Below are 17,479 nucleotides of genomic sequence, written 5' to 3' on the forward strand. Positions count from 1 at the left end.
AGTTTCCTTGATGATTCGACGGCTTTTACCGTTTTGCCTGCTGGGAGCCCTGGCCCTGGGCGGCTGTGCCACGGTCGACACCCCGCGCATCCCCAGCGATGCCCTGCCGGCGAAGGACTCCTCGTTCGGTCGCTCGATCCAGGCCCAGGCCGCCCCCTACCAAGGACGCTCGGGCTTCCGCTTGCTGCCCAACAGCAGTGAGGCTTTCATGGCTCGGGCCGAGTTGATTCGCAACGCCCAGACCAGCCTCGACTTGCAGTACTACATCGTGCACGACGGCATCAGCACACGCATGCTTGTGGACGAACTGCTCAAGGCCGCCGACCGCGGGGTGCGCGTGCGGATTCTGCTGGACGACACCACCAGCGATGGCCTCGACCAGATCATCGCCACCCTCGCCGCCCATCCCAAGGTGCAGATACGCCTGTTCAACCCGCTGCATCTGGGCCGTAGCACCGGCGTCACGCGCGCCATGGGCCGTGTATTCAACCTGTCACTGCAACACCGGCGCATGCATAACAAGCTGTGGCTGGCCGATAACAGCGTGGCCATCGTTGGCGGGCGCAATCTGGGCGACGAGTATTTTGACGCCGAACCGAACCTGAATTTCACCGATATCGACATGCTCAGCGTCGGGCCGGTGGCCGAGCAATTGGGTCACAGCTTCGACCAGTACTGGAACAGCGCCTTGAGCAAGCCTATCGATGACTTCGTCTCGAACAAACCCTCCAAGGTCGACCTCGCCGTCGCCCGCGGGCGCCTTGAAGCCTCCCTGGATCAGTCCCGTCAACAGAACCACGCGCTGTATAACCGCCTGCGCACTTACCAGACCCAGCCCCGCATGGACATCTGGCGCCGCGAGTTGATCTGGGCCTGGAACCAGGCGCTGTGGGACGCGCCGAGCAAGGTACTGGCCAAGGCCGACCCCGACCCTCGACTGCTGCTGACCACTCAGCTGGCGCCAGAGCTGGCGGGTGTCAGCCATGAGCTGATCATGATTTCGGCTTACTTCGTACCGGGCCAACCTGGGCTGGTCTACCTCACAGGGCGTGCCGATGCGGGTGTTTCGGTGCGCCTGCTGACCAACGCACTCGAAGCCACCGACGTACCGGCCGTGCACGGCGGTTATGCGCCGTATCGCAAGGCGCTGCTGGAGCACGGGGTAAAGCTCTATGAGCTGCGCCGGCAACCGGGCGACCCCAGCGCAAGCAGCGGCCCGCACCTGTTTCGGCATGGCAGCTGGCGCGGCTCGGACTCCAGCCTGCACAGCAAGGCGATGATTTTCGATCGAGAAAAGTCGTTTATCGGCTCATTCAATTTCGACCCGCGCTCAGTGCTGTGGAACACCGAAGTCGGCGTACTGGTGGACAGCCCCGAACTGGCCGAACACGTGCGCAACCTGGCGCTGGAAGGTATGGCGCCAGCGTTGAGCTATGAGGCCAAACTGCAGGACGGCCAAGTGGTGTGGGTGACAGAAGACAACGGCCAGATGCACACTCTGACGCGCGAACCGGGCAGTTGGTGGCGGCGGTTCAACGCCTGGTTCGCCACCAGTGTTGGCCTGGAACGCATGCTCTAAAACCCCTGCGGATCACCTGTGGGAGCCGGGCTTGCCCGCGATAGCGGTGTGCCAGACAACAAATCAGCTGGCTGACAAACCGTCATCGCAGGCAAGCCAGCTCCCACATTGGCCGCGTTTAAAGGTCAGGCCGGCTGCGTAGCGCCGAAAGCCCCCTGGCGCAGCAACAGCACCACCAACCCCAGCGCCCCGGCAGCCATCAACAGCGGCAGCGCATGCCCGCTGATCCACTGGCTGCCCGCTCCTGCCACCAGCGGCCCGATCAGGCAGCCAATGCCCCACAGCTGCGCCACGTGAGCGTTGGCACGCACCAACGCATCGTCGCGGTAGCGCTCGCCAATCAAAATCAGCGACAAGGTGAACAACCCGCCGGCACTGGCGCCGAACAGCACCCACACCGGCCAGATCAGCAAGGTGTGCATCAATAACGGCACCGCCAGGCTCGACGCCAGCAACAGCAGTGCACAGGCCAGAAACAGAGTGCGTCGCGGCAGATAGTCGGCCAGCGCGCCAATGGGCAATTGCAGCAACGCATCGCCCACCACCACCGTGCTGACCATCGCCAAGGCGATCTCGGCAGTAAAACCCTGTTGCAGGCAGTACACCGGCAACAGCGTCAGGATCATCGCCTCAAACGCAGCAAACAACGCCACGGCCCAGGCAATCGCCGGCAGGCCTAGGCAAAAGCGCCACAGGTCGCCAAAGGTCACGCTGAACGAATCCGCCGTCGGCGCGCCGGTACGTCCCAGCAACAGCAGCGGCGCCAGCACCAAAAGGCCCGCGCCGACCCAGAAGCCGTAGTCATGGTCGGTGCCAATCAGGCCCAACAGCAACGGCCCCGACAGTTGGCTCAAGGCATAACTGCAGCCGTAGAGCGCCACCAGGCGGCCACGCCACTGCTCGACCACCAATTGGTTGATCCAGCTTTCACCCAGGATAAATACGATGGTCAGGATCACCCCGATCATCAGCCTGAGCACCAGCCACACCGGGTAGCTGGGCAGGATCGCCAGCAAGCCGATGGACACCGCACCGGCCCACAGGCACAGGCGCATCAGGTTGGCAGTGCCGAGCCAGGACGCCATGCGGCTGGAGACCTTGGCACCTAGCAGTACGCCGAATGCCGGCATCGCCGCCATCACGCCAATAGCGAAACTGCCATAACCCCAGCCTTCAAGACGCAGGGATACCAACGGCATGCTGACACCCAGGGCCAGGCCAACGCTGAGTACCGACGCCAGCACGGCGAAATATGTCGCCCAACGCATTGCCACGCTCCTGTGAATAATTCTGCTTCGCAAAACGACTGTAGGAGCGAGCTTGCTCGCGAAAAACGTTAACGATGACGCGTTCATGCTGGATAAACGCGGCGCCTTCAGGTTCTTCGCGAGCAAGCTCGCTCCTACAGGGGGATCAGCAGTGTTGCTTAGAGCTTGATCCAGGTCGCCTTCAGCTCGGTGTACTTGTCGAATGCATGCAGCGACTTGTCGCGGCCATTACCCGACTGCTTGAAACCACCGAACGGTGCAGTCATGTCGCCGCCATCGTACTGGTTAACCCACACGCTGCCGGCGCGCAGCGCCTTGGCCGTCAGGTGTGCCTTGGAGATGTCCGCCGTCCACACCGCCGCAGCCAGGCCGTATTGGGTGTCGTTGGCGATGGCGATGGCTTCTTCGGCGCTGTCGAAAGTGATCACCGACAGGACCGGGCCAAAGATCTCTTCCTGGGCGATCTTCATGGCATTGGTCACGCCGTCGAAAATCGTCGGCTCGACGTAGGTGCCGCCGGACTCTTCCAAGGTGCGCTTGCCACCCGCGACCAGCTTGGCGCCATCGGCGTGGCCAGCTTCAATGTACGAAAGCACGGTGTTCATCTGCTGCGTATCCACCAATGCACCCACAGTGGTGGCTGGGTCCAGTGGATTGCCGGGTTTCCAGCCCTTGAGGGCCTCGATCACCAGCGGCAGGAAGGTGTCTTTGATCGAACGCTCGACCAGCAGGCGCGAGCCGGCAGTGCAGACTTCGCCCTGGTTGAAGGCAATGGCGCTGGCGGCGGATTCGGCCGCCGCTTGCAGGTTCGGCGCGTCGGCAAACACGATGTTCGGGCTCTTGCCACCGGCTTCCAGCCATACACGCTTCATGTTCGACTCGCCGGAGCGGATCAACAGTTGCTTGGCGATCTTGGTGGAGCCCGTGAACACCAGGGTATCGACGTCCATATGCACCGCCAGGGCATTACCGACGGTGTGACCATAGCCAGGCAGCACGTTGAACACGCCCTTTGGAATACCAGCCTCAACGGCCAACGCGGCGATGCGGATGGCGGTGAGCGGGGATTTTTCGGACGGCTTCAGGATGACAGAGTTGCCGGTGGACAGCGCCGGGCCGAGTTTCCAGCACGCCATCATCAACGGGAAGTTCCACGGCACGATGGCGCCAACAACACCGACGGGCTCGCGGGTCACCAGGCCCAGTTGATCGTGGGGCGTGGCGGCGACTTCGTCGTAGATCTTGTCGATCGCCTCGCCGCTCCAGCTCAGGGCTTGCGCCGCGCCGGGGACGTCGATGTTCAGGGAATCGCTGATGGGCTTGCCCATATCCAGGGTTTCAAGCAGCGCCAGCTCTTCGGCGTTAGCCTTGAGCAGCGCGGCGAAACGGATCATGACGGACTTGCGCTTGGCTGGTGCCAGGCGCGACCACACGCCGGAATTGAAAGTGGCACGCGCATTTTCCACGGCGCGCTGGGCATCGCTGGCATCACAGCTGGCGACAGTGGCCAGCAAGCGCCCATCCACCGGGCTGATGCATTCGAAGGTGTCACCGGAAACGGCGGCGGTGTATTCGCCATTGATATAGGCGCGGCCTTCGATCTTCAGAGCCTTGGCGCGTTGTTCCCAGTCGGCACGGGTCAGGGTGGTCATGCGAGTGTCCTCCTCTTATTGAATACAAGGGCCTGGGAGGTTTATCCCGGCGCCATCACGAATGCTTGCCCGACCAGCCTGCTGTTCGGCTCAAGGCAGCTGCCACCCTAAACCAGCGGCTGGGGATGTTTCAATATATTTGACAGAACGGCGGCAAACGCCCTTGCGATGTTCATTTTAATAAACATAGACTTTGGGCTCTCCAACCGCAGGCCAGACGGGAAATGCACATGAGCATCCAGGACATCGTCGATTTCAGCCAAGCCAACACCGCCCCCGAACGCTACCGCCCTGCCGCCGAGAAAATCCTCAAGGGCGATCCCGAGCAGACACTCTACAACCACTACAACAGCCCATGCGGCCAGATGAACGCCGGCGTCTGGGAAGGTGAAGTGGGCCAGTGGAAGGTCAATTACACCGAGCATGAGTACTGCGAGATCGTGCAAGGCGTGTCGGTGTTGCGCGATGCCGAGGGGAATGCCAAGACACTGCGGGCCGGCGACCGCTTTGTGATCCCTGCCGGTTTCAGTGGTACCTGGGAAGTGCTGGAAGCGTGCCGCAAGATCTACGTGGTGTTTGAAGAGAAAGCCTGATCATTGATTGATCGACAACGGGACGCTGAGCGTCCGAGACGGCGTTCCCACGCAGAGCGTGGGAACGATCAGCAGAGCGTGGGAACGATCAGGCAAAAAAAAGCCCGCATCGTGAGATACGGGCTTTTTTTCACAAGGAAGAAAATCAATTACTTGATTTTGCCTTCTTTGTAGATCACGTGCTTGCGAACGCGCGGGTCGAACATTTTCTTTTCGAGCTTGTCCGGGGTAGTACGCTTGTTCTTGTCGGTAGTGTAGAAGTGACCAGTACCGGCGCTAGAGATCATTCGAATCAATTCACGCATGATAGAGCTCCTTAGATCTTGCCAGCGGCGCGGATTTCGGCCAGCACGACAGTGATGCCACGCTTGTCGATAATACGCATGCCTTTAGCAGATACACGCAGGCGAACAAAACGTTTCTCTTCTTCAACCCAGAAGCGGTGATGCTGCAGGTTCGGCAGGAAACGACGACGGGTTTTGTTATTTGCGTGGGAAATGTTATTCCCAGTCACCGGACCCTTACCGGTAACTTGACAGACTCTCGACATGCCTCAGCCCTCTAAAACCACATGCCCAACCCGGCATGGGTTGGCCGCTTAATCTCTCAGTCATTTGGCGCCAGGCGCCGCGTTTCTTTAGGGTCTTACCGGCTACACCTACAGTGAAGGAACCGGGCCCCTAGAAAAGAGCGCTGCTTTATACCAGAAAGACCCCAGTGCAACAACAACCTGTGTACTTTTAGCAGCGTAAATCTTGGCCACAAGTGCCTGAACCGCTGCCAGGAGGGGCCGCTGTAACAGCCGACCGCTCGTCGCACAGAATGATTTACAACGTCTGCGGTCACAGGGAAGTGCACGGCGAAACACGCTGAGGCGCCATCAAAACAGCATTTTGGCCAAAAGCACAGGCAAAAATGGGCTAGTCATTTATCAATCAGACCTCTACGGTAGGCTTTTTCCAGACTGCACTCGCAGATGGGCCTTCGATCTGCACAGGAAACCGAATATGCGCCTCGCTGCCCTACCGCTATTGCTTGCCCCTCTCTTTATTGCGCCGATGGCCGTTGCGGCCACCAACTTGAGCGTATGCACCGAGGCCAGCCCCGAAGGGTTCGATGTGGTGCAGTACAACTCACTGACCACCACCAACGCCTCGGCCGACGTGCTGATGAACCGTTTGGTGGAATTCGACGCGGCCAGTGGCAAGTTGGTACCGAGCCTTGCAGATAGCTGGGAAGTGTCGCCCGATGGGCTGACGTACACCTTCAAACTGCACCCCGATGTGAAATTCCATCGCACCAGCTATTTCAGCCCAAGCCGCACCCTGACGGCCGAAGATGTACGCTTCAGCTTCGAGCGCATGCTCGACCCGGCCAACCCGTGGCACAAGATCGCCCAGAGCGGCTTTCCTCACGCCCAATCCCTGCAATTGCCGGCACTGGTCAAGAAAATCGACGCCCTTGACCCACTGACCGTACGCTTCACCCTCGACCATGCCGATTCCACCTTCCTCCCAGCACTGAGCATGGGCTTTGCGTCGATCTATCCGGCTGAATATGCCGATAAATTGCTCAAGGCCGGCACACCCGAGAAGCTCAACAGCCAGCCAATCGGCACCGGCCCGTTTGTGTTCGTGCGTTTCCAGAAAGATGCCGTGGTGCGTTACAAGGCCAACCCGGACTACTTCGCCGGCAAACCGGCGGTGGACAACCTGATTTTCGCCATCACCCCGGACGCCAACGTACGCCTGCAGAAGCTGCACCGCGATGAATGCCAGATCGCCCTGTCACCCAAGCCCCTGGATGTGGGCGAGGCCGAAAAAGACTCGGCGCTGAAGGTGGAAAAAACCGCCGCCTTCATGACCGCGTTCGTCGCCATCAACAGCCAGCACCCACCGCTGGACAAGCCCGAAGTGCGCCAGGCGATCAACCTGGCCTTTGATAAGGGCAGCTACCTCAAGGCCGTGTTCGAAGGCACCGCCGAAGCAGCCAACGGTGTCTACCCGCCGAACACTTGGAGCTATGCCAAGGAGTTGCCAGGCTACCCGCAGGACCTCGCCAAAGCCAAGGCGCTGCTGGGCCGCGCCGGGCTCAAGGACGGCTTCAAGACCACAATATGGACCCGCCCTACGGGCAGCCTGCTGAACCCCAACCCGAACCTCGGCGCCCAACTGTTGCAGGCCGACCTGGCCAAGGTTGGCATCCAGGCCGAGATTCGCGTGATCGAATGGGGCGAGTTGATCCGCCGCGCCAAGGCCGGCGAGCACGACTTGCTGTTCATGGGCTGGGCCGGCGACAACGGCGACCCGGATAACTTCCTGACGCCGCAGTTCTCATGCGCAGCGGTGAAGTCCGGCACCAACTTTGCCCGCTATTGCGACCCCACCCTTGATAAGTTGATCAGCGCGGGCAAAACCACCAGTGAGCAAGGTGTGCGCAGCAAGCTGTATCAGCAGGCCCAGGCGCAGATCCAGCAACAGGCGCTGTGGCTGCCACTAGCGCATCCGACGGCGTTTGCCTTGACCCGCAAGAACATCCAGGGGTACCTGGTAAGCCCGTTCGGGCGCCAGGACTATTCGAAAGTCAGCCTCAAGCCCTAAGGCACAACCCCCCACCTGTAGGAGCGAGCTTGCTCGCGAAAATCGTCAACGATGACGCGGAAAAACCTGACACCCCACGGGGGCCCTCTGGTTTTTCGCGAGCAAGCTCGCTCCTACAGAGGCAGGGCCGTTACAGCCAACCGTATTCAGCCATCGACAGCGGGTCACCATCGCCCACGATGATGTGGTCCAGCACCCGCACATCCACCACGTCCAGCGCCTTTTGCAGCAGCTTGGTCAATTTTCGATCAGCCGCGCTGGGCTCCGTGCTTCCCGACGGATGGTTATGACACAGGATCAATGCCGCCGAGTTGTACGCCAAGGCGCGCTTGACCACCTGTCGCGGGTAGACAATCGCAGCGTCGATCGTGCCTTGGGACATGACCTCGAACCCTAGCACCCGATGCTTGGAGTCCAGGAACAGGCAGCCGAAGATCTCATGGGGCTCATGGCGCAGCAGTGCCTTGAGGTACTCGCGCACGGCCAGCGGGCTTTCCAGCACAGAGTCAGCCCGCAAGCGCTCGGCCAGGTGGCGCCGGGACATCTCAAGCACCGCCTGCAACTGGGCAAACTTCGCCGGCCCCAGCCCCAGATGCTGGCTGAACAACGTCTGGCTGGCCTCCAGTAACGGGCGCAGGCCACCGAATTGGGCCAACAGATGGCGCGCCAGATCCACCGCACTTCGGCCGGCCACCCCCGTACGCAGGAAGATCGCCAACAGCTCGGCATCGGACAGGCTCGCCGCGCCGCCTTCCAATAACTTCTCCCGTGGACGCTCTGCCACGGGCCAATCACGAATACTCATCCCACCTCCCTGTATCTGCTCCGCTGTTGCCCGGCGGGCGCTGTGTTATCGTAGGGCCCTCTTTTTTGCCTGCGATTTCACCTGGGGAGGGGTCATCGCAGGTGTCATTGAACTGGCATCACTGAACTGGAAAGGCAAACCAATGCAGCGTCTGTATCGGAAACGCATCGTTCTCGGCGTCGGCGGCGGCATTGCCGCCTACAAGAGCGCAGAGTTGGTTCGCAGGCTCCTGGACCAGGGCGCCGAAGTGCGCGTGGTCATGACCCGTGGTGGCAGTGAGTTCATCACCCCGCTGACCATGCAAGCGTTGTCCGGCCACCCGGTTCACCTCGACCTGCTGGACCCGGCCGCAGAAGCCGCCATGGGCCATATCGAACTGGCCAAATGGGCCGACCTGGTGCTGATAGCCCCGGCCACTGCCGACCTGATCGCCCGCCTGGCCCAGGGCATTGCCGATGACCTGCTCACCACCCTGGTATTGGCCACCGACGCCACCGTCGCTATCGCACCGGCCATGAACCAGGCCATGTGGCGCGATCCGGCCACCCAGACCAATACCCAACTCCTGCAAACCCGCGGCCTCAAGGTGTTCGGCCCGGCTTCCGGCAGCCAGGCCTGCGGCGACGTCGGCCTGGGCCGCATGCTCGAAGCCACCGACCTGGCGCAGTGCGCCGCCGAGTGCTTCCAGCATCTGGCCCTGACCGGCAAGCACGTGCTGATCACCGCCGGCCCGACCCAGGAAAACATCGACCCGGTGCGCTACATCACCAACCATAGCTCAGGAAAAATGGGCTTCGCGTTGGCAGAAGCTGCGGTCGAGGCAGGCGCACGGGTCACACTGATAACCGGCCCGGTACATTTGCCGACCCCTGATCGCGTTACGCGTATCGACGTAGTCAGCGCCCGGGACATGTTGGCGGCCTGCGAAGCCGCCATTCCCTGCGACCTGTTTATCGCCTCGGCAGCGGTTGCGGATTACCGACCCGAGGTCGTGGCCCCGCAGAAGCTCAAGAAAGACCCTACGAGCGGCGACGGCCTGCTCCTGCAAATGGTGCGTAACCCGGACATCCTGGCCACCATCGCTACCCGTGCGGACCGTCCGTTCAGCGTCGGCTTCGCAGCCGAGACCGAGCACCTGCTGGACTACGCCGCACGCAAACTGAAAGACAAAAACCTCGACCTGATCGTTGCCAATGATGTCGCCAACCCGAGCATCGGCTTCAACAGCGAGGAAAATGCGTGCAGCGTGATCGACCGTGAACTGCACGCCACCCTTTTCGCCCAGACCAGCAAGGGCAAGATTGCCCGCCAACTGATCTCTTTTATCGCCCAACGGCTGAACCAGGTTTAATGTCCATGCACGCTTTGCAAGCCAAGATTCTCGACCCACGCCTCGGCAGCGAATTCCCTCTGCCGGCCTACGCCACGCCGGGCTCCGCCGGCCTGGACCTACGCGCCATGCTCAAGCAAGACACCGTCCTTGAGCCGGGCCAGACCATCCTGATTCCCACTGGCTTGTCGATCTATGTCGGCGATCCTGGCCTGGCGGCGCTGATCCTGCCGCGCTCCGGCTTGGGCCATAAACATGGCATCGTGCTAGGCAACCTGGTCGGCCTTATCGATTCCGACTACCAGGGCGAGTTGATGGTGTCGTGCTGGAACCGTGGCCAGACTGCTTTCAACATCGCCGTCGGCGAGCGCATTGCCCAGTTGGTATTGGTGCCGGTGGTGCAGGCGCATTTCGAATTGGTACAGGAATTCGACGAAACCCAACGTGGTGCAGGCGGTTTTGGGCATTCCGGCAGTCACTGACTAAGCTGAACGTGGCCGGGCGCAATCGTCCGGCCACGCACCGCCGCCCGGCTTTTCAGGATGAAGAATGCGCGGAAATAATCATCGAGATTTCTTTAATGAAATCAAGGGACTACGTAAAAATAATGCTAGCGCCGAAGCGCCGATGGCATTTTTACACCACGAACTCTCTGCCGAAAACGCCGTCATACCCTTCAGTTTGAGCCTGCCGGCCAGCCACATCAGGCCCGCCTTGCCCCCTTTCAGATGGAGTTTCCCCCGCGATGAGTACCGCAGCCCGCGTAGCCCCGACCTTTCCCGACAGCATTTTTCGCGCCTATGACATCCGTGGTGTGGTCCCCAAGACCCTGACCGCCGAAACCGCCTACTGGATCGGCCGCGCCATCGGCTCCCAGAGCCTGGCCCAAGGCGAACCCAACGTCTCGGTAGGCCGTGACGGCCGCTTGTCCGGCCCGGAGTTGGTCGAGCAACTCATCCAGGGCCTGGCTGACAGCGGCTGCCATGTCAGCGACGTCGGCCTGGTGCCAACCCCCGCGCTGTACTACGCCGCCAACGTACTGGCGGGCAAATCCGGGGTCATGCTCACCGGCAGCCACAATCCGTCGGATTACAACGGCTTCAAGATCGTCATCGCTGGCGACACCCTCGCCAATGAACAGATCCAGGCCCTTCACACCCGCCTGAAGACCAACGACTTGACCAGCGGCACCGGCAGCATCACCAAGGTCGATATCCTCCAGCGCTACTCCGATGAAATCACTCGCGACGTCAAGCTCGCCCGCCGCTTGAAAGTCGTGGTGGACTGCGGCAACGGCGCAGCGGGTGTGATTGCCCCGCAATTGCTCGAAGCCCTGAACTGCGAAGTGATCCCACTGTTCTGCGAAGTGGACGGCAACTTCCCCAACCATCACCCGGACCCAGGCAAGCCGGAAAACCTGGTAGACCTGATTGCCAAGGTCAAGGAAGTGGGCGCCGACGTCGGCCTGGCCTTCGATGGCGACGGCGACCGTGTGGGCGTGGTGACCGAAACCGGCGAGATCGTGTTCCCGGACCGCCTGTTGATGCTGTTTGCTCGAGACGTGGTTGCGCGCAATGCCAACGCCGAGATCATCTTCGATGTGAAATGCACTCGTCGCCTGACGCCATTGATCAAGGAATACGGTGGTCGCCCGCTAATGTGGAAGACCGGTCACTCGTTGATCAAAAAGAAAATGAAGGAAACCGGCGCGCTGTTGGCCGGTGAAATGAGCGGTCACGTGTTCTTCAAAGAACGTTGGTTCGGGTTTGACGATGGTATCTACAGTGCCGCTCGCCTGCTGGAGATCCTCAGCAAGGAGAAATCCACGGCCGAAGAGCTGTTTCAGACCTTCCCGAATGATATTTCTACGCCAGAGATCAATATCCATGTGACCGAGGAGAGCAAATTCAGCATCATTGACGCATTGCACGATGCGCAATGGGGTGAAGGCGCCAACCTGACCACCATTGATGGTGTGCGAGTCGATTACGCCAAAGGCTGGGGCCTGGTTCGCGCGTCCAACACCACACCGGTGCTGGTCCTGCGTTTCGAGGCGGATACCGAGGCTGAGTTGCAGCGCATCAAGGACGTGTTCCACGCCCAGTTGAAACGTGTTGCCCCTGATCTCCAATTACCGTTCTGATTTTTGCCCGGAGCCCTGAATGACCCTCGAACGCGAAGCCGCTGCCAACACCGCCAAGGTCCTGTCCGAAGCGTTGCCTTACATTCGACGCTACGTCGGCAAGACGCTGGTGATCAAGTACGGCGGCAATGCCATGGAAAGCGATGAGCTGAAAACCGGCTTTGCCCGCGACATCGTGCTGATGAAGGCTGTGGGGATCAACCCCGTGGTCGTCCACGGCGGCGGCCCGCAAATTGGCGACCTGCTCAAGCGTTTGTCGATCGAGAGTCACTTCATCGATGGCATGCGTGTCACTGACGCGCAAACCATGGACGTGGTGGAAATGGTGCTCGGCGGCCAGGTCAACAAAGACATCGTCAACCTGATCAACCGCCACGGCGGCAGCGCCATCGGCCTGACCGGCAAGGATGCGGAACTGATCCGCGCCAAGAAACTGACCGTGACCCGCAAGACGCCGGAGATGACCCAGCCGGAAATCATCGACATCGGCCAGGTGGGCGAAGTCATCGGCATCAACACCGATTTGCTCAACCTGCTGGTCAAGGGCGACTTCATCCCGGTAATTGCGCCGATCGGCGTGGGTGCTAATGGCGAGTCCTATAACATCAACGCCGATCTGGTAGCCGGTAAGGTGGCGGAAGCACTGAAGGCTGAAAAACTGATGCTGCTGACCAACATCGCCGGCTTGATGGACAAGGAAGGCAAGGTACTGACCGGCTTGACTACCCAGCAGGTAGACGACCTGATCGCCGACGGCACCATCTACGGCGGCATGTTGCCGAAGATCCGTTGCGCACTGGAAGCCGTGCAGGGCGGCGTCGGCAGCTCGCTGATCCTGGATGGCCGCGTGCCAAATGCAATACTGTTGGAAATCTTCACCGATACCGGTGTCGGTACGTTGATCAGTAACCGCAAGCGCCCTTGATCGCTGCAAAGCAAAAGGCCCCGCTCAATTGAATTGAGCGGGGCCTTTGTTTGTACACAGTTCAAATGTGGGAGCTGGCTTGCCTGCGATGACGACAGTACATGCAAAAATGCACCGCCTGACACACCGCTATCGCGGGCAAGCCCACTCCCACAGGATTCAGTGTCAGACGCCGAACTGCTCGCGGTATGCACGCACAGCCGGCAAATGTTGCTTGAGCTGCGGGTCGTCTTCCAGGAACTGCAACACCTGGTTCAACGACACGATGCTCACCACCGGAATGCCGAAGTCACGCTCCACTTCCTGGATCGCCGACAATTCACCGTTGCCACGCTCCTGGCGGTTCAAGGCGATCAGCACACCGGCAGCCTTGGCGCCGTCCTGGGAAGCGATGATCTGCATCACTTCACGGATAGCAGTACCCGCGGTGATCACGTCATCGATGATCAGCACATCGCCGGTCAATGGCGCGCCTACCAGGCTGCCACCTTCACCATGGGCCTTGGCTTCCTTACGGTTGAAACACCACGGCAAGTCCTGCCCGTGATGCTCCGCCAGGGCTATCGCCGTCGCCGCTGCCAGGGGAATACCCTTGTAGGCCGGGCCAAAGAGTACGTCGAAGGAAATACCGCTCTCAACGATGGCTGCCGCATAGAAACGGCCCAGCTGAGCCAGGGCCGAACCTGAGTTGAACAGGCCCGCATTGAAGAAGTACGGGCTGGTGCGCCCGGACTTGAGGGTGAACTCACCGAAGCGTAAAACGCCGCGATCGATGGCAAAACGAATGAAATCGCGCTGATACGCCTGCATGAAAAAAGCCTCAGATACCACGGATTTAGCTAATTGGGTGGACGGCGTGTATCATACACGCACGCGATTTTTGGGGCCATTTATGCGGATCATCAGTGTGAACGTTAATGGTATTCAGGCTGCAGTCGAGCGTGGTTTGCTCAGTTGGCTGCAAGCACAGAATGCCGACGTCATCTGCCTGCAGGACACCCGTGCCTCCGCCTTTGAACTGGACGACCCAGCCTTCCAACTGGATGGCTACTTCCTTTATGCCTGCGATGCCGAAGTGCCCACCCAAGGTGGCGTGGCTTTGTACTCGCGGTTGCAACCCAAGGCGGTCATCAGCGGCCTCGGCTTCGAGACAGCCGACCGCTACGGGCGTTACCTGCAAGCCGATTTCGACAAGGTCAGCATCGCGACCTTGCTGCTTCCTTCCGGGCAGAACGGCGATGAAGACTTGAACCAGAAATTCAAGCTAATGGACGATTTCGCCCGTTACCTGGATAAGCAGCGACGCAAACGTCGCGAGTACATTTATTGTGGCTCGCTGTACGTGGCGCAACAGAAACTGGATATCAAGAACTGGCGCGACAGCCAGCAATCCCCGGGCTTCCTGGCGCCAGAACGCGCCTGGATGGACGAGATTGTCGGCAACATGGGCTATGTCGATGCCCTGCGTGAAGTCAGTCGCGAAGGCGACCAGTACAGCTGGTGGCCAGATAACGAACAGGCTGAGATGCTCAACCTGGGCTGGCGTTTCGACTACCAGCTACTGACCCCAGGCCTGCGCCGGTTCGTACGCAGTGCACGCCTGCCGCGCCAGCCGCGCTTCTCGCAGCACGCGCCGCTGATCGTGGACTACGACTGGACATTGACCATCTGAGGTCTTTTTCCAGGCACAAAAAAAACCGACAGTGATGTCGGTTTTTTTGTGGCCGCCCGGTTACTTGACCAGGCGCCAGGTCCACGGATAGCGATAGGCAATGCCTTTGTTGGCCTTGATACCGGCGATGATCGTCAGTATCAACGCACCAATCACCAGCACGGTCATCAGCAAGAAGCCAACGACCACGAAGCCCAGCAACAGGCACACCAGCCAGGCGATCGCCACGGTGATCTGGAAATTCAGCGCCTCCTTGCCCTGGTCATCGATGAGCGGGTCCATGTCCTTCTTGAACTGCCACAGGATCAACGGCCCAAGCAAGCTGCCGAAGGGGAATACCAACCCCAGGAATGCCGCAAAATGACACAACATTGCCCACTGGCGTACTTCCTTGGACGGTGCCGGAACCGGCAACTGGCTGTCATTCATGGCGTTTCTCCTTGGGCCGGCTCAGTCAGCCAGCGCGGCGTTCTGCAATTCAAAGATTTCGGTCATGCCTTTCTGGGCCAAGGCCAGCATGGCGTTCAGCTCAGCCGGCTGGAATGGCGCGCCTTCGGCAGTGCCCTGCACTTCGATGAAACCACCGGTGCTGGTCATGACCACGTTGAGGTCGGTCTCGGCGGCCGAGTCTTCCAGGTAGTCCAGGTCCAGCACAGGCTCGCCCTGGTACATGCCAACAGACACAGCGGCGATCATCTGCTTGAGCGGGTCACCCGCTTTCAGGCCGCCACGCTTCTTGATGACTTTCAAAGCGTCGACCAGGGCCACCATGGCGCCGGTGATGGACGCCGTGCGGGTACCGCCGTCAGCCTGGATCACGTCGCAGTCGACGTAGAGGGTGACGTCACCCAGCTTGGACATATCCAGGGCGGCACGCAGGGAGCGGCCGATCAGGCGCTGGATTTCCAGGGTACGCCCGCCTTGCTTGCCACGGCTGGCTTCACGCTGGTTACGCTCGCCAGTGGCGCGCGGCAGCATGCCGTATTCAGCGGTCAACCAACCCTGGCCCTGGCCCTTGAGGAAGCGCGGCACGCCGTTTTCGACGCTGACAGTGCAGATGACCTTGGTATCGCCAAACTCGACCAGTACGGATCCCTCGGCGTGTTTGGTGTAGTTGCGGGTGATGCGGATCGAGCGGAGCTGATCGGCAGCGCGACCACTTGGACGTTTCATAGGGGATACCTGTACTGAGGACGAAAAACTGCCGAGCATTATAGAGCCGCAAGCCGGTTCGAGGCACTTCTAAAAAATTCGGTTACGAATGGTCAGGCGATCGGCCATTGTTTTGGCGCACCCGCCCCACTGCGCTACACTCCTGCGCCTTCGCAGCCTGTCGGCTTCAATTTACCCATCAGCCCGTATTTGCGGGACTGCATCGCGAGGTACCTCCATGGTGCACAGCATGACCGCCTTCGCCCGTGTCGAAAAAGCCGGGGCCCAAGGCACCCTCAGCTGGGAACTGCGCTCGGTCAACAGCCGTTACCTGGAGCCGCACCTGCGCCTGCCGGAGTCGTTCCGCGACCTTGAAGGCGCGGTTCGTGAAGCGCTGCGCCAGGGCATCTCCCGCGGCAAGCTGGAATGCACTCTGCGCTTTACCGAAGAAACCACCGGCAAGCCGCTGCAGGTCGACCGAGACCGCGCCGCCCAACTGGTGGCCGCGGCCGAAACCATCGCCGGCCTGATCAAACAGCCAGCCGCATTGAACCCTCTGGAAGTATTGGCCTGGCCCGGCGTGCTGGTGGCCGACGCGGCAGACCCACAGGCCTTGAATGCCGAAGCCCTCGCCCTGTTCAACCAGGGCCTGAAGGAGCTCAAGGCCGGCCGTGAACGCGAAGGCGCCGAACTGGCGCGCCTGATCAACGAGCGGCTGACATCGATCGAAGCCGACGTAGTGACCCTGCGCGAATTGGTACCGCAGATGCTCGCCACCCAGCGCCAGAAGGTCCTCGACCGCTTCACCGACATGAAGGCCGACCTCGATCCGACGCGCCTGGAACAGGAAATGGTCCTGCTCGCGCAGAAGAGCGACGTGGCCGAAGAACTCGACCGCCTGAGCACCCATATCCTTGAAGTGCGCCGCGTACTCAAGTCCGGCGGTGCCGCCGGTCGGCGCCTGGACTTCCTGATGCAGGAACTCAACCGCGAAGCCAATACACTGGGCTCCAAAGCGTTCGACCCGCGCAGCACCACGGCGGCGGTCAACCTCAAAGTGTTGATCGAGCAAATGCGCGAACAAGTACAGAATATTGAGTAAGGCACCCTCCATGACCCACAGCACCGGCACCCTTTACATCATTTCCGCCCCTTCGGGCGCGGGCAAGAGCAGCCTGGTCAAGGCCTTGACCGACGCTGACGAGCAGATCCGCATTTCGGTCTCGCACACCACCCGCGCCATGCGCCCGGGCGAAGTGGACGGCGTGCACTATCACTTCGTCGAGCGTACCGAGTTCGTCAAGATGATCGAACACGGTGACTTCCTGGAGCGCGCCGAAGTGTTCGGCAACCTCTACGGCACCTCGCAGAGCCACCTGCAACAGACCCTGGACGAAGGCCACGACCTGATCCTGGAGATCGACTGGCAGGGCGCCGAGCAAGTGCGCCAGCTGATGCCCAAGGCGCGCTCCATCTTCATCCTGCCGCCATCGCTCCAAGCCCTGCACCAACGCCTGACCAACCGCGGCCAGGACAGCGATGAAATTATCGAGGGCCGCATGCGTGAAGCCGTCAGCGAAATGAGCCACTACGTCGACTACGACTACCTGATCATCAATGACGACTTTACCCACGCCCTGGATGATTTGAAGGCGATTTTCCGCGCCAACCAACTGCAGCAAAAGCGCCAACAGCAGCGTTTCGGCAAATTACTCGCCGAATTGCTCGGCTGATTGACTCTTCCCAAAACAGCTGCAAGG

Annotated in this window: 17 protein-coding genes and 1 pseudogene; 10 read left to right on the forward strand and 8 right to left on the reverse strand. The window is 60.6% G+C overall.

Going from position 1 to position 17,479, the window contains the following annotated elements:
* Window positions 1–10 precede the first annotated feature (10 nt).
* Window positions 11–1,579, forward strand: a complete 1,569-nt coding sequence (locus tag OC445_RS00900) for a phospholipase D family protein (protein ID WP_198790711.1) — start codon at window positions 11–13, stop codon at window positions 1,577–1,579.
* A gap of 125 nt (window positions 1,580–1,704) precedes the next feature.
* Here OC445_RS00900 and OC445_RS00905 read toward each other — a convergent pair whose 3' ends face one another.
* Together OC445_RS00905 and OC445_RS00910 are read right to left on the reverse strand one after the other, a co-directional pair.
* The gene (locus OC445_RS00905; protein ID WP_054919722.1) at window positions 1,705–2,847 is read right to left on the reverse strand and encodes an MFS transporter; all 1,143 of its coding nucleotides are present in this window, start codon (window positions 2,845–2,847) and stop codon (window positions 1,705–1,707) included.
* Between the two features lie 158 nt (window positions 2,848–3,005).
* Window positions 3,006–4,499: an aldehyde dehydrogenase gene (locus OC445_RS00910; protein WP_003195472.1), complete on the reverse strand. Its 1,494-nt coding sequence runs from the start codon at window positions 4,497–4,499 to the stop codon at window positions 3,006–3,008.
* A gap of 230 nt (window positions 4,500–4,729) precedes the next feature.
* On the opposite strand from OC445_RS00910, the gene OC445_RS00915 reads away from it, so the two are divergent.
* Window positions 4,730–5,092, forward strand: coding sequence for a cupin domain-containing protein (locus OC445_RS00915; RefSeq protein WP_014720478.1), 363 nt, complete (start codon window positions 4,730–4,732; stop codon window positions 5,090–5,092).
* 149 nt (window positions 5,093–5,241) lie between these two features.
* On the opposite strand, the gene rpmG is transcribed toward OC445_RS00915, so the two are convergent.
* Both rpmG and rpmB read right to left on the reverse strand, forming a co-directional pair.
* Window positions 5,242–5,397, reverse strand: coding sequence for a 50S ribosomal protein L33 (gene rpmG / locus OC445_RS00920; protein ID WP_003176906.1), 156 nt, complete (start codon window positions 5,395–5,397; stop codon window positions 5,242–5,244).
* 11 nt (window positions 5,398–5,408) lie between these two features.
* Window positions 5,409–5,642, reverse strand: a complete 234-nt coding sequence (gene rpmB / locus OC445_RS00925; protein ID WP_003176907.1) for a 50S ribosomal protein L28 — start codon at window positions 5,640–5,642, stop codon at window positions 5,409–5,411.
* A gap of 457 nt (window positions 5,643–6,099) precedes the next feature.
* On the opposite strand from rpmB, the gene OC445_RS00930 reads away from it, so the two are divergent.
* Window positions 6,100–7,692, forward strand: a complete 1,593-nt coding sequence (locus OC445_RS00930; protein WP_181125432.1) for an ABC transporter substrate-binding protein — start codon at window positions 6,100–6,102, stop codon at window positions 7,690–7,692.
* 130 nt (window positions 7,693–7,822) lie between these two features.
* On the opposite strand, the gene radC is transcribed toward OC445_RS00930, so the two are convergent.
* Window positions 7,823–8,497, reverse strand: a complete 675-nt coding sequence (radC, locus tag OC445_RS00935; protein WP_072445639.1) for a RadC family protein — start codon at window positions 8,495–8,497, stop codon at window positions 7,823–7,825.
* Window positions 8,498–8,639: 142 nt separating this feature from the next.
* On the opposite strand from radC, the gene coaBC reads away from it, so the two are divergent.
* The 4 genes and pseudogenes from coaBC to argB all read left to right on the forward strand — a co-directional run bounded on the left by coaBC (window position 8,640) and on the right by argB (window position 12,895).
* Entirely contained in the window at window positions 8,640–9,848 is a 1,209-nt protein-coding gene (gene coaBC / locus OC445_RS00940; RefSeq protein ID WP_181124484.1) for a bifunctional phosphopantothenoylcysteine decarboxylase/phosphopantothenate--cysteine ligase CoaBC, read from the forward strand.
* A gap of 5 nt (window positions 9,849–9,853) precedes the next feature.
* A complete protein-coding gene (gene dut, locus OC445_RS00945) occupies window positions 9,854–10,309 on the forward strand; it encodes a dUTP diphosphatase (RefSeq protein ID WP_034129254.1) in 456 nt (151 codons plus the stop codon).
* Window positions 10,310–10,563: 254 nt separating this feature from the next.
* Window positions 10,564–11,970 (forward strand): annotated as a pseudogene (locus OC445_RS00950) (phosphomannomutase/phosphoglucomutase); the annotation flags it as partial.
* 19 nt (window positions 11,971–11,989) lie between these two features.
* Window positions 11,990–12,895 carry an acetylglutamate kinase gene (gene argB, locus OC445_RS00955; protein ID WP_003213275.1) on the forward strand — a complete coding sequence of 302 codons (906 nt, stop codon included), beginning with the start codon at window positions 11,990–11,992 and terminating at the stop codon, window positions 12,893–12,895.
* Window positions 12,896–13,060: 165 nt separating this feature from the next.
* Here argB and pyrE read toward each other — a convergent pair whose 3' ends face one another.
* Window positions 13,061–13,705 carry an orotate phosphoribosyltransferase gene (pyrE, locus tag OC445_RS00960; RefSeq protein WP_034129093.1) on the reverse strand — a complete coding sequence of 215 codons (645 nt, stop codon included), beginning with the start codon at window positions 13,703–13,705 and terminating at the stop codon, window positions 13,061–13,063.
* 82 nt (window positions 13,706–13,787) lie between these two features.
* On the opposite strand from pyrE, the gene OC445_RS00965 reads away from it, so the two are divergent.
* Window positions 13,788–14,567, forward strand: a complete 780-nt coding sequence (locus OC445_RS00965; protein ID WP_003195493.1) for an exodeoxyribonuclease III — start codon at window positions 13,788–13,790, stop codon at window positions 14,565–14,567.
* A 60-nt stretch (window positions 14,568–14,627) separates the two neighbouring features.
* On the opposite strand, the gene OC445_RS00970 is transcribed toward OC445_RS00965, so the two are convergent.
* Both OC445_RS00970 and rph read right to left on the reverse strand, forming a co-directional pair.
* Window positions 14,628–14,996 (reverse strand): DUF4870 domain-containing protein, encoded by a 369-nt coding sequence (locus tag OC445_RS00970; protein ID WP_003195495.1) that lies wholly within the window; start codon window positions 14,994–14,996, stop codon window positions 14,628–14,630.
* Between the two features lie 21 nt (window positions 14,997–15,017).
* A complete protein-coding gene (rph, locus tag OC445_RS00975) occupies window positions 15,018–15,740 on the reverse strand; it encodes a ribonuclease PH (protein WP_003195497.1) in 723 nt (240 codons plus the stop codon).
* 217 nt (window positions 15,741–15,957) lie between these two features.
* Here rph and OC445_RS00980 point away from each other — a divergent pair, with 217 nt between their 5' ends.
* Window positions 15,958–16,821, forward strand: a complete 864-nt coding sequence (locus OC445_RS00980; protein WP_003195504.1) for a YicC/YloC family endoribonuclease — start codon at window positions 15,958–15,960, stop codon at window positions 16,819–16,821.
* Window positions 16,822–16,831: 10 nt separating this feature from the next.
* Window positions 16,832–17,452, forward strand: coding sequence for a guanylate kinase (gene gmk, locus OC445_RS00985; protein ID WP_019818119.1), 621 nt, complete (start codon window positions 16,832–16,834; stop codon window positions 17,450–17,452).
* The last annotated feature ends 27 nt before the right edge of the window (window positions 17,453–17,479 follow it).

Source organism: Pseudomonas sp. Pse35, assembly GCF_024519715.1.
GTDB lineage: Bacteria > Pseudomonadota > Gammaproteobacteria > Pseudomonadales > Pseudomonadaceae > Aquipseudomonas > Aquipseudomonas paracarnis.

Excerpts from the sequence above, each read along its gene's own strand:
- OC445_RS00980 (WP_003195504.1), top strand. The coding sequence starts at position 15,958 with ATGGTGCACAGCATGACCGCCTTCGCCCGTGTCGAAAAAGCCGGGGCC.
- gmk (WP_019818119.1), top strand. The coding sequence starts at position 16,832 with ATGACCCACAGCACCGGCACCCTTTACATCATTTCCGCCCCTTCGGGC.
- OC445_RS00910 (WP_003195472.1), bottom strand. The coding sequence starts at position 4,499 with ATGACCACCCTGACCCGTGCCGACTGGGAACAACGCGCCAAGGCTCTG.
- coaBC (WP_181124484.1), top strand. The coding sequence starts at position 8,640 with ATGCAGCGTCTGTATCGGAAACGCATCGTTCTCGGCGTCGGCGGCGGC.
- radC (WP_072445639.1), bottom strand. The coding sequence starts at position 8,497 with ATGAGTATTCGTGATTGGCCCGTGGCAGAGCGTCCACGGGAGAAGTTA.
- argB (WP_003213275.1), top strand. The coding sequence starts at position 11,990 with ATGACCCTCGAACGCGAAGCCGCTGCCAACACCGCCAAGGTCCTGTCC.
- OC445_RS00900 (WP_198790711.1), top strand. The coding sequence starts at position 11 with ATGATTCGACGGCTTTTACCGTTTTGCCTGCTGGGAGCCCTGGCCCTG.
- OC445_RS00905 (WP_054919722.1), bottom strand. The coding sequence starts at position 2,847 with ATGCGTTGGGCGACATATTTCGCCGTGCTGGCGTCGGTACTCAGCGTT.
- rpmG (WP_003176906.1), bottom strand. The coding sequence starts at position 5,397 with ATGCGTGAATTGATTCGAATGATCTCTAGCGCCGGTACTGGTCACTTC.
- OC445_RS00965 (WP_003195493.1), top strand. The coding sequence starts at position 13,788 with ATGCGGATCATCAGTGTGAACGTTAATGGTATTCAGGCTGCAGTCGAG.
- pyrE (WP_034129093.1), bottom strand. The coding sequence starts at position 13,705 with ATGCAGGCGTATCAGCGCGATTTCATTCGTTTTGCCATCGATCGCGGC.
- dut (WP_034129254.1), top strand. The coding sequence starts at position 9,854 with ATGCACGCTTTGCAAGCCAAGATTCTCGACCCACGCCTCGGCAGCGAA.
- OC445_RS00915 (WP_014720478.1), top strand. The coding sequence starts at position 4,730 with ATGAGCATCCAGGACATCGTCGATTTCAGCCAAGCCAACACCGCCCCC.
- rph (WP_003195497.1), bottom strand. The coding sequence starts at position 15,740 with ATGAAACGTCCAAGTGGTCGCGCTGCCGATCAGCTCCGCTCGATCCGC.
- OC445_RS00970 (WP_003195495.1), bottom strand. The coding sequence starts at position 14,996 with ATGAATGACAGCCAGTTGCCGGTTCCGGCACCGTCCAAGGAAGTACGC.
- OC445_RS00930 (WP_181125432.1), top strand. The coding sequence starts at position 6,100 with ATGCGCCTCGCTGCCCTACCGCTATTGCTTGCCCCTCTCTTTATTGCG.
- rpmB (WP_003176907.1), bottom strand. The coding sequence starts at position 5,642 with ATGTCGAGAGTCTGTCAAGTTACCGGTAAGGGTCCGGTGACTGGGAAT.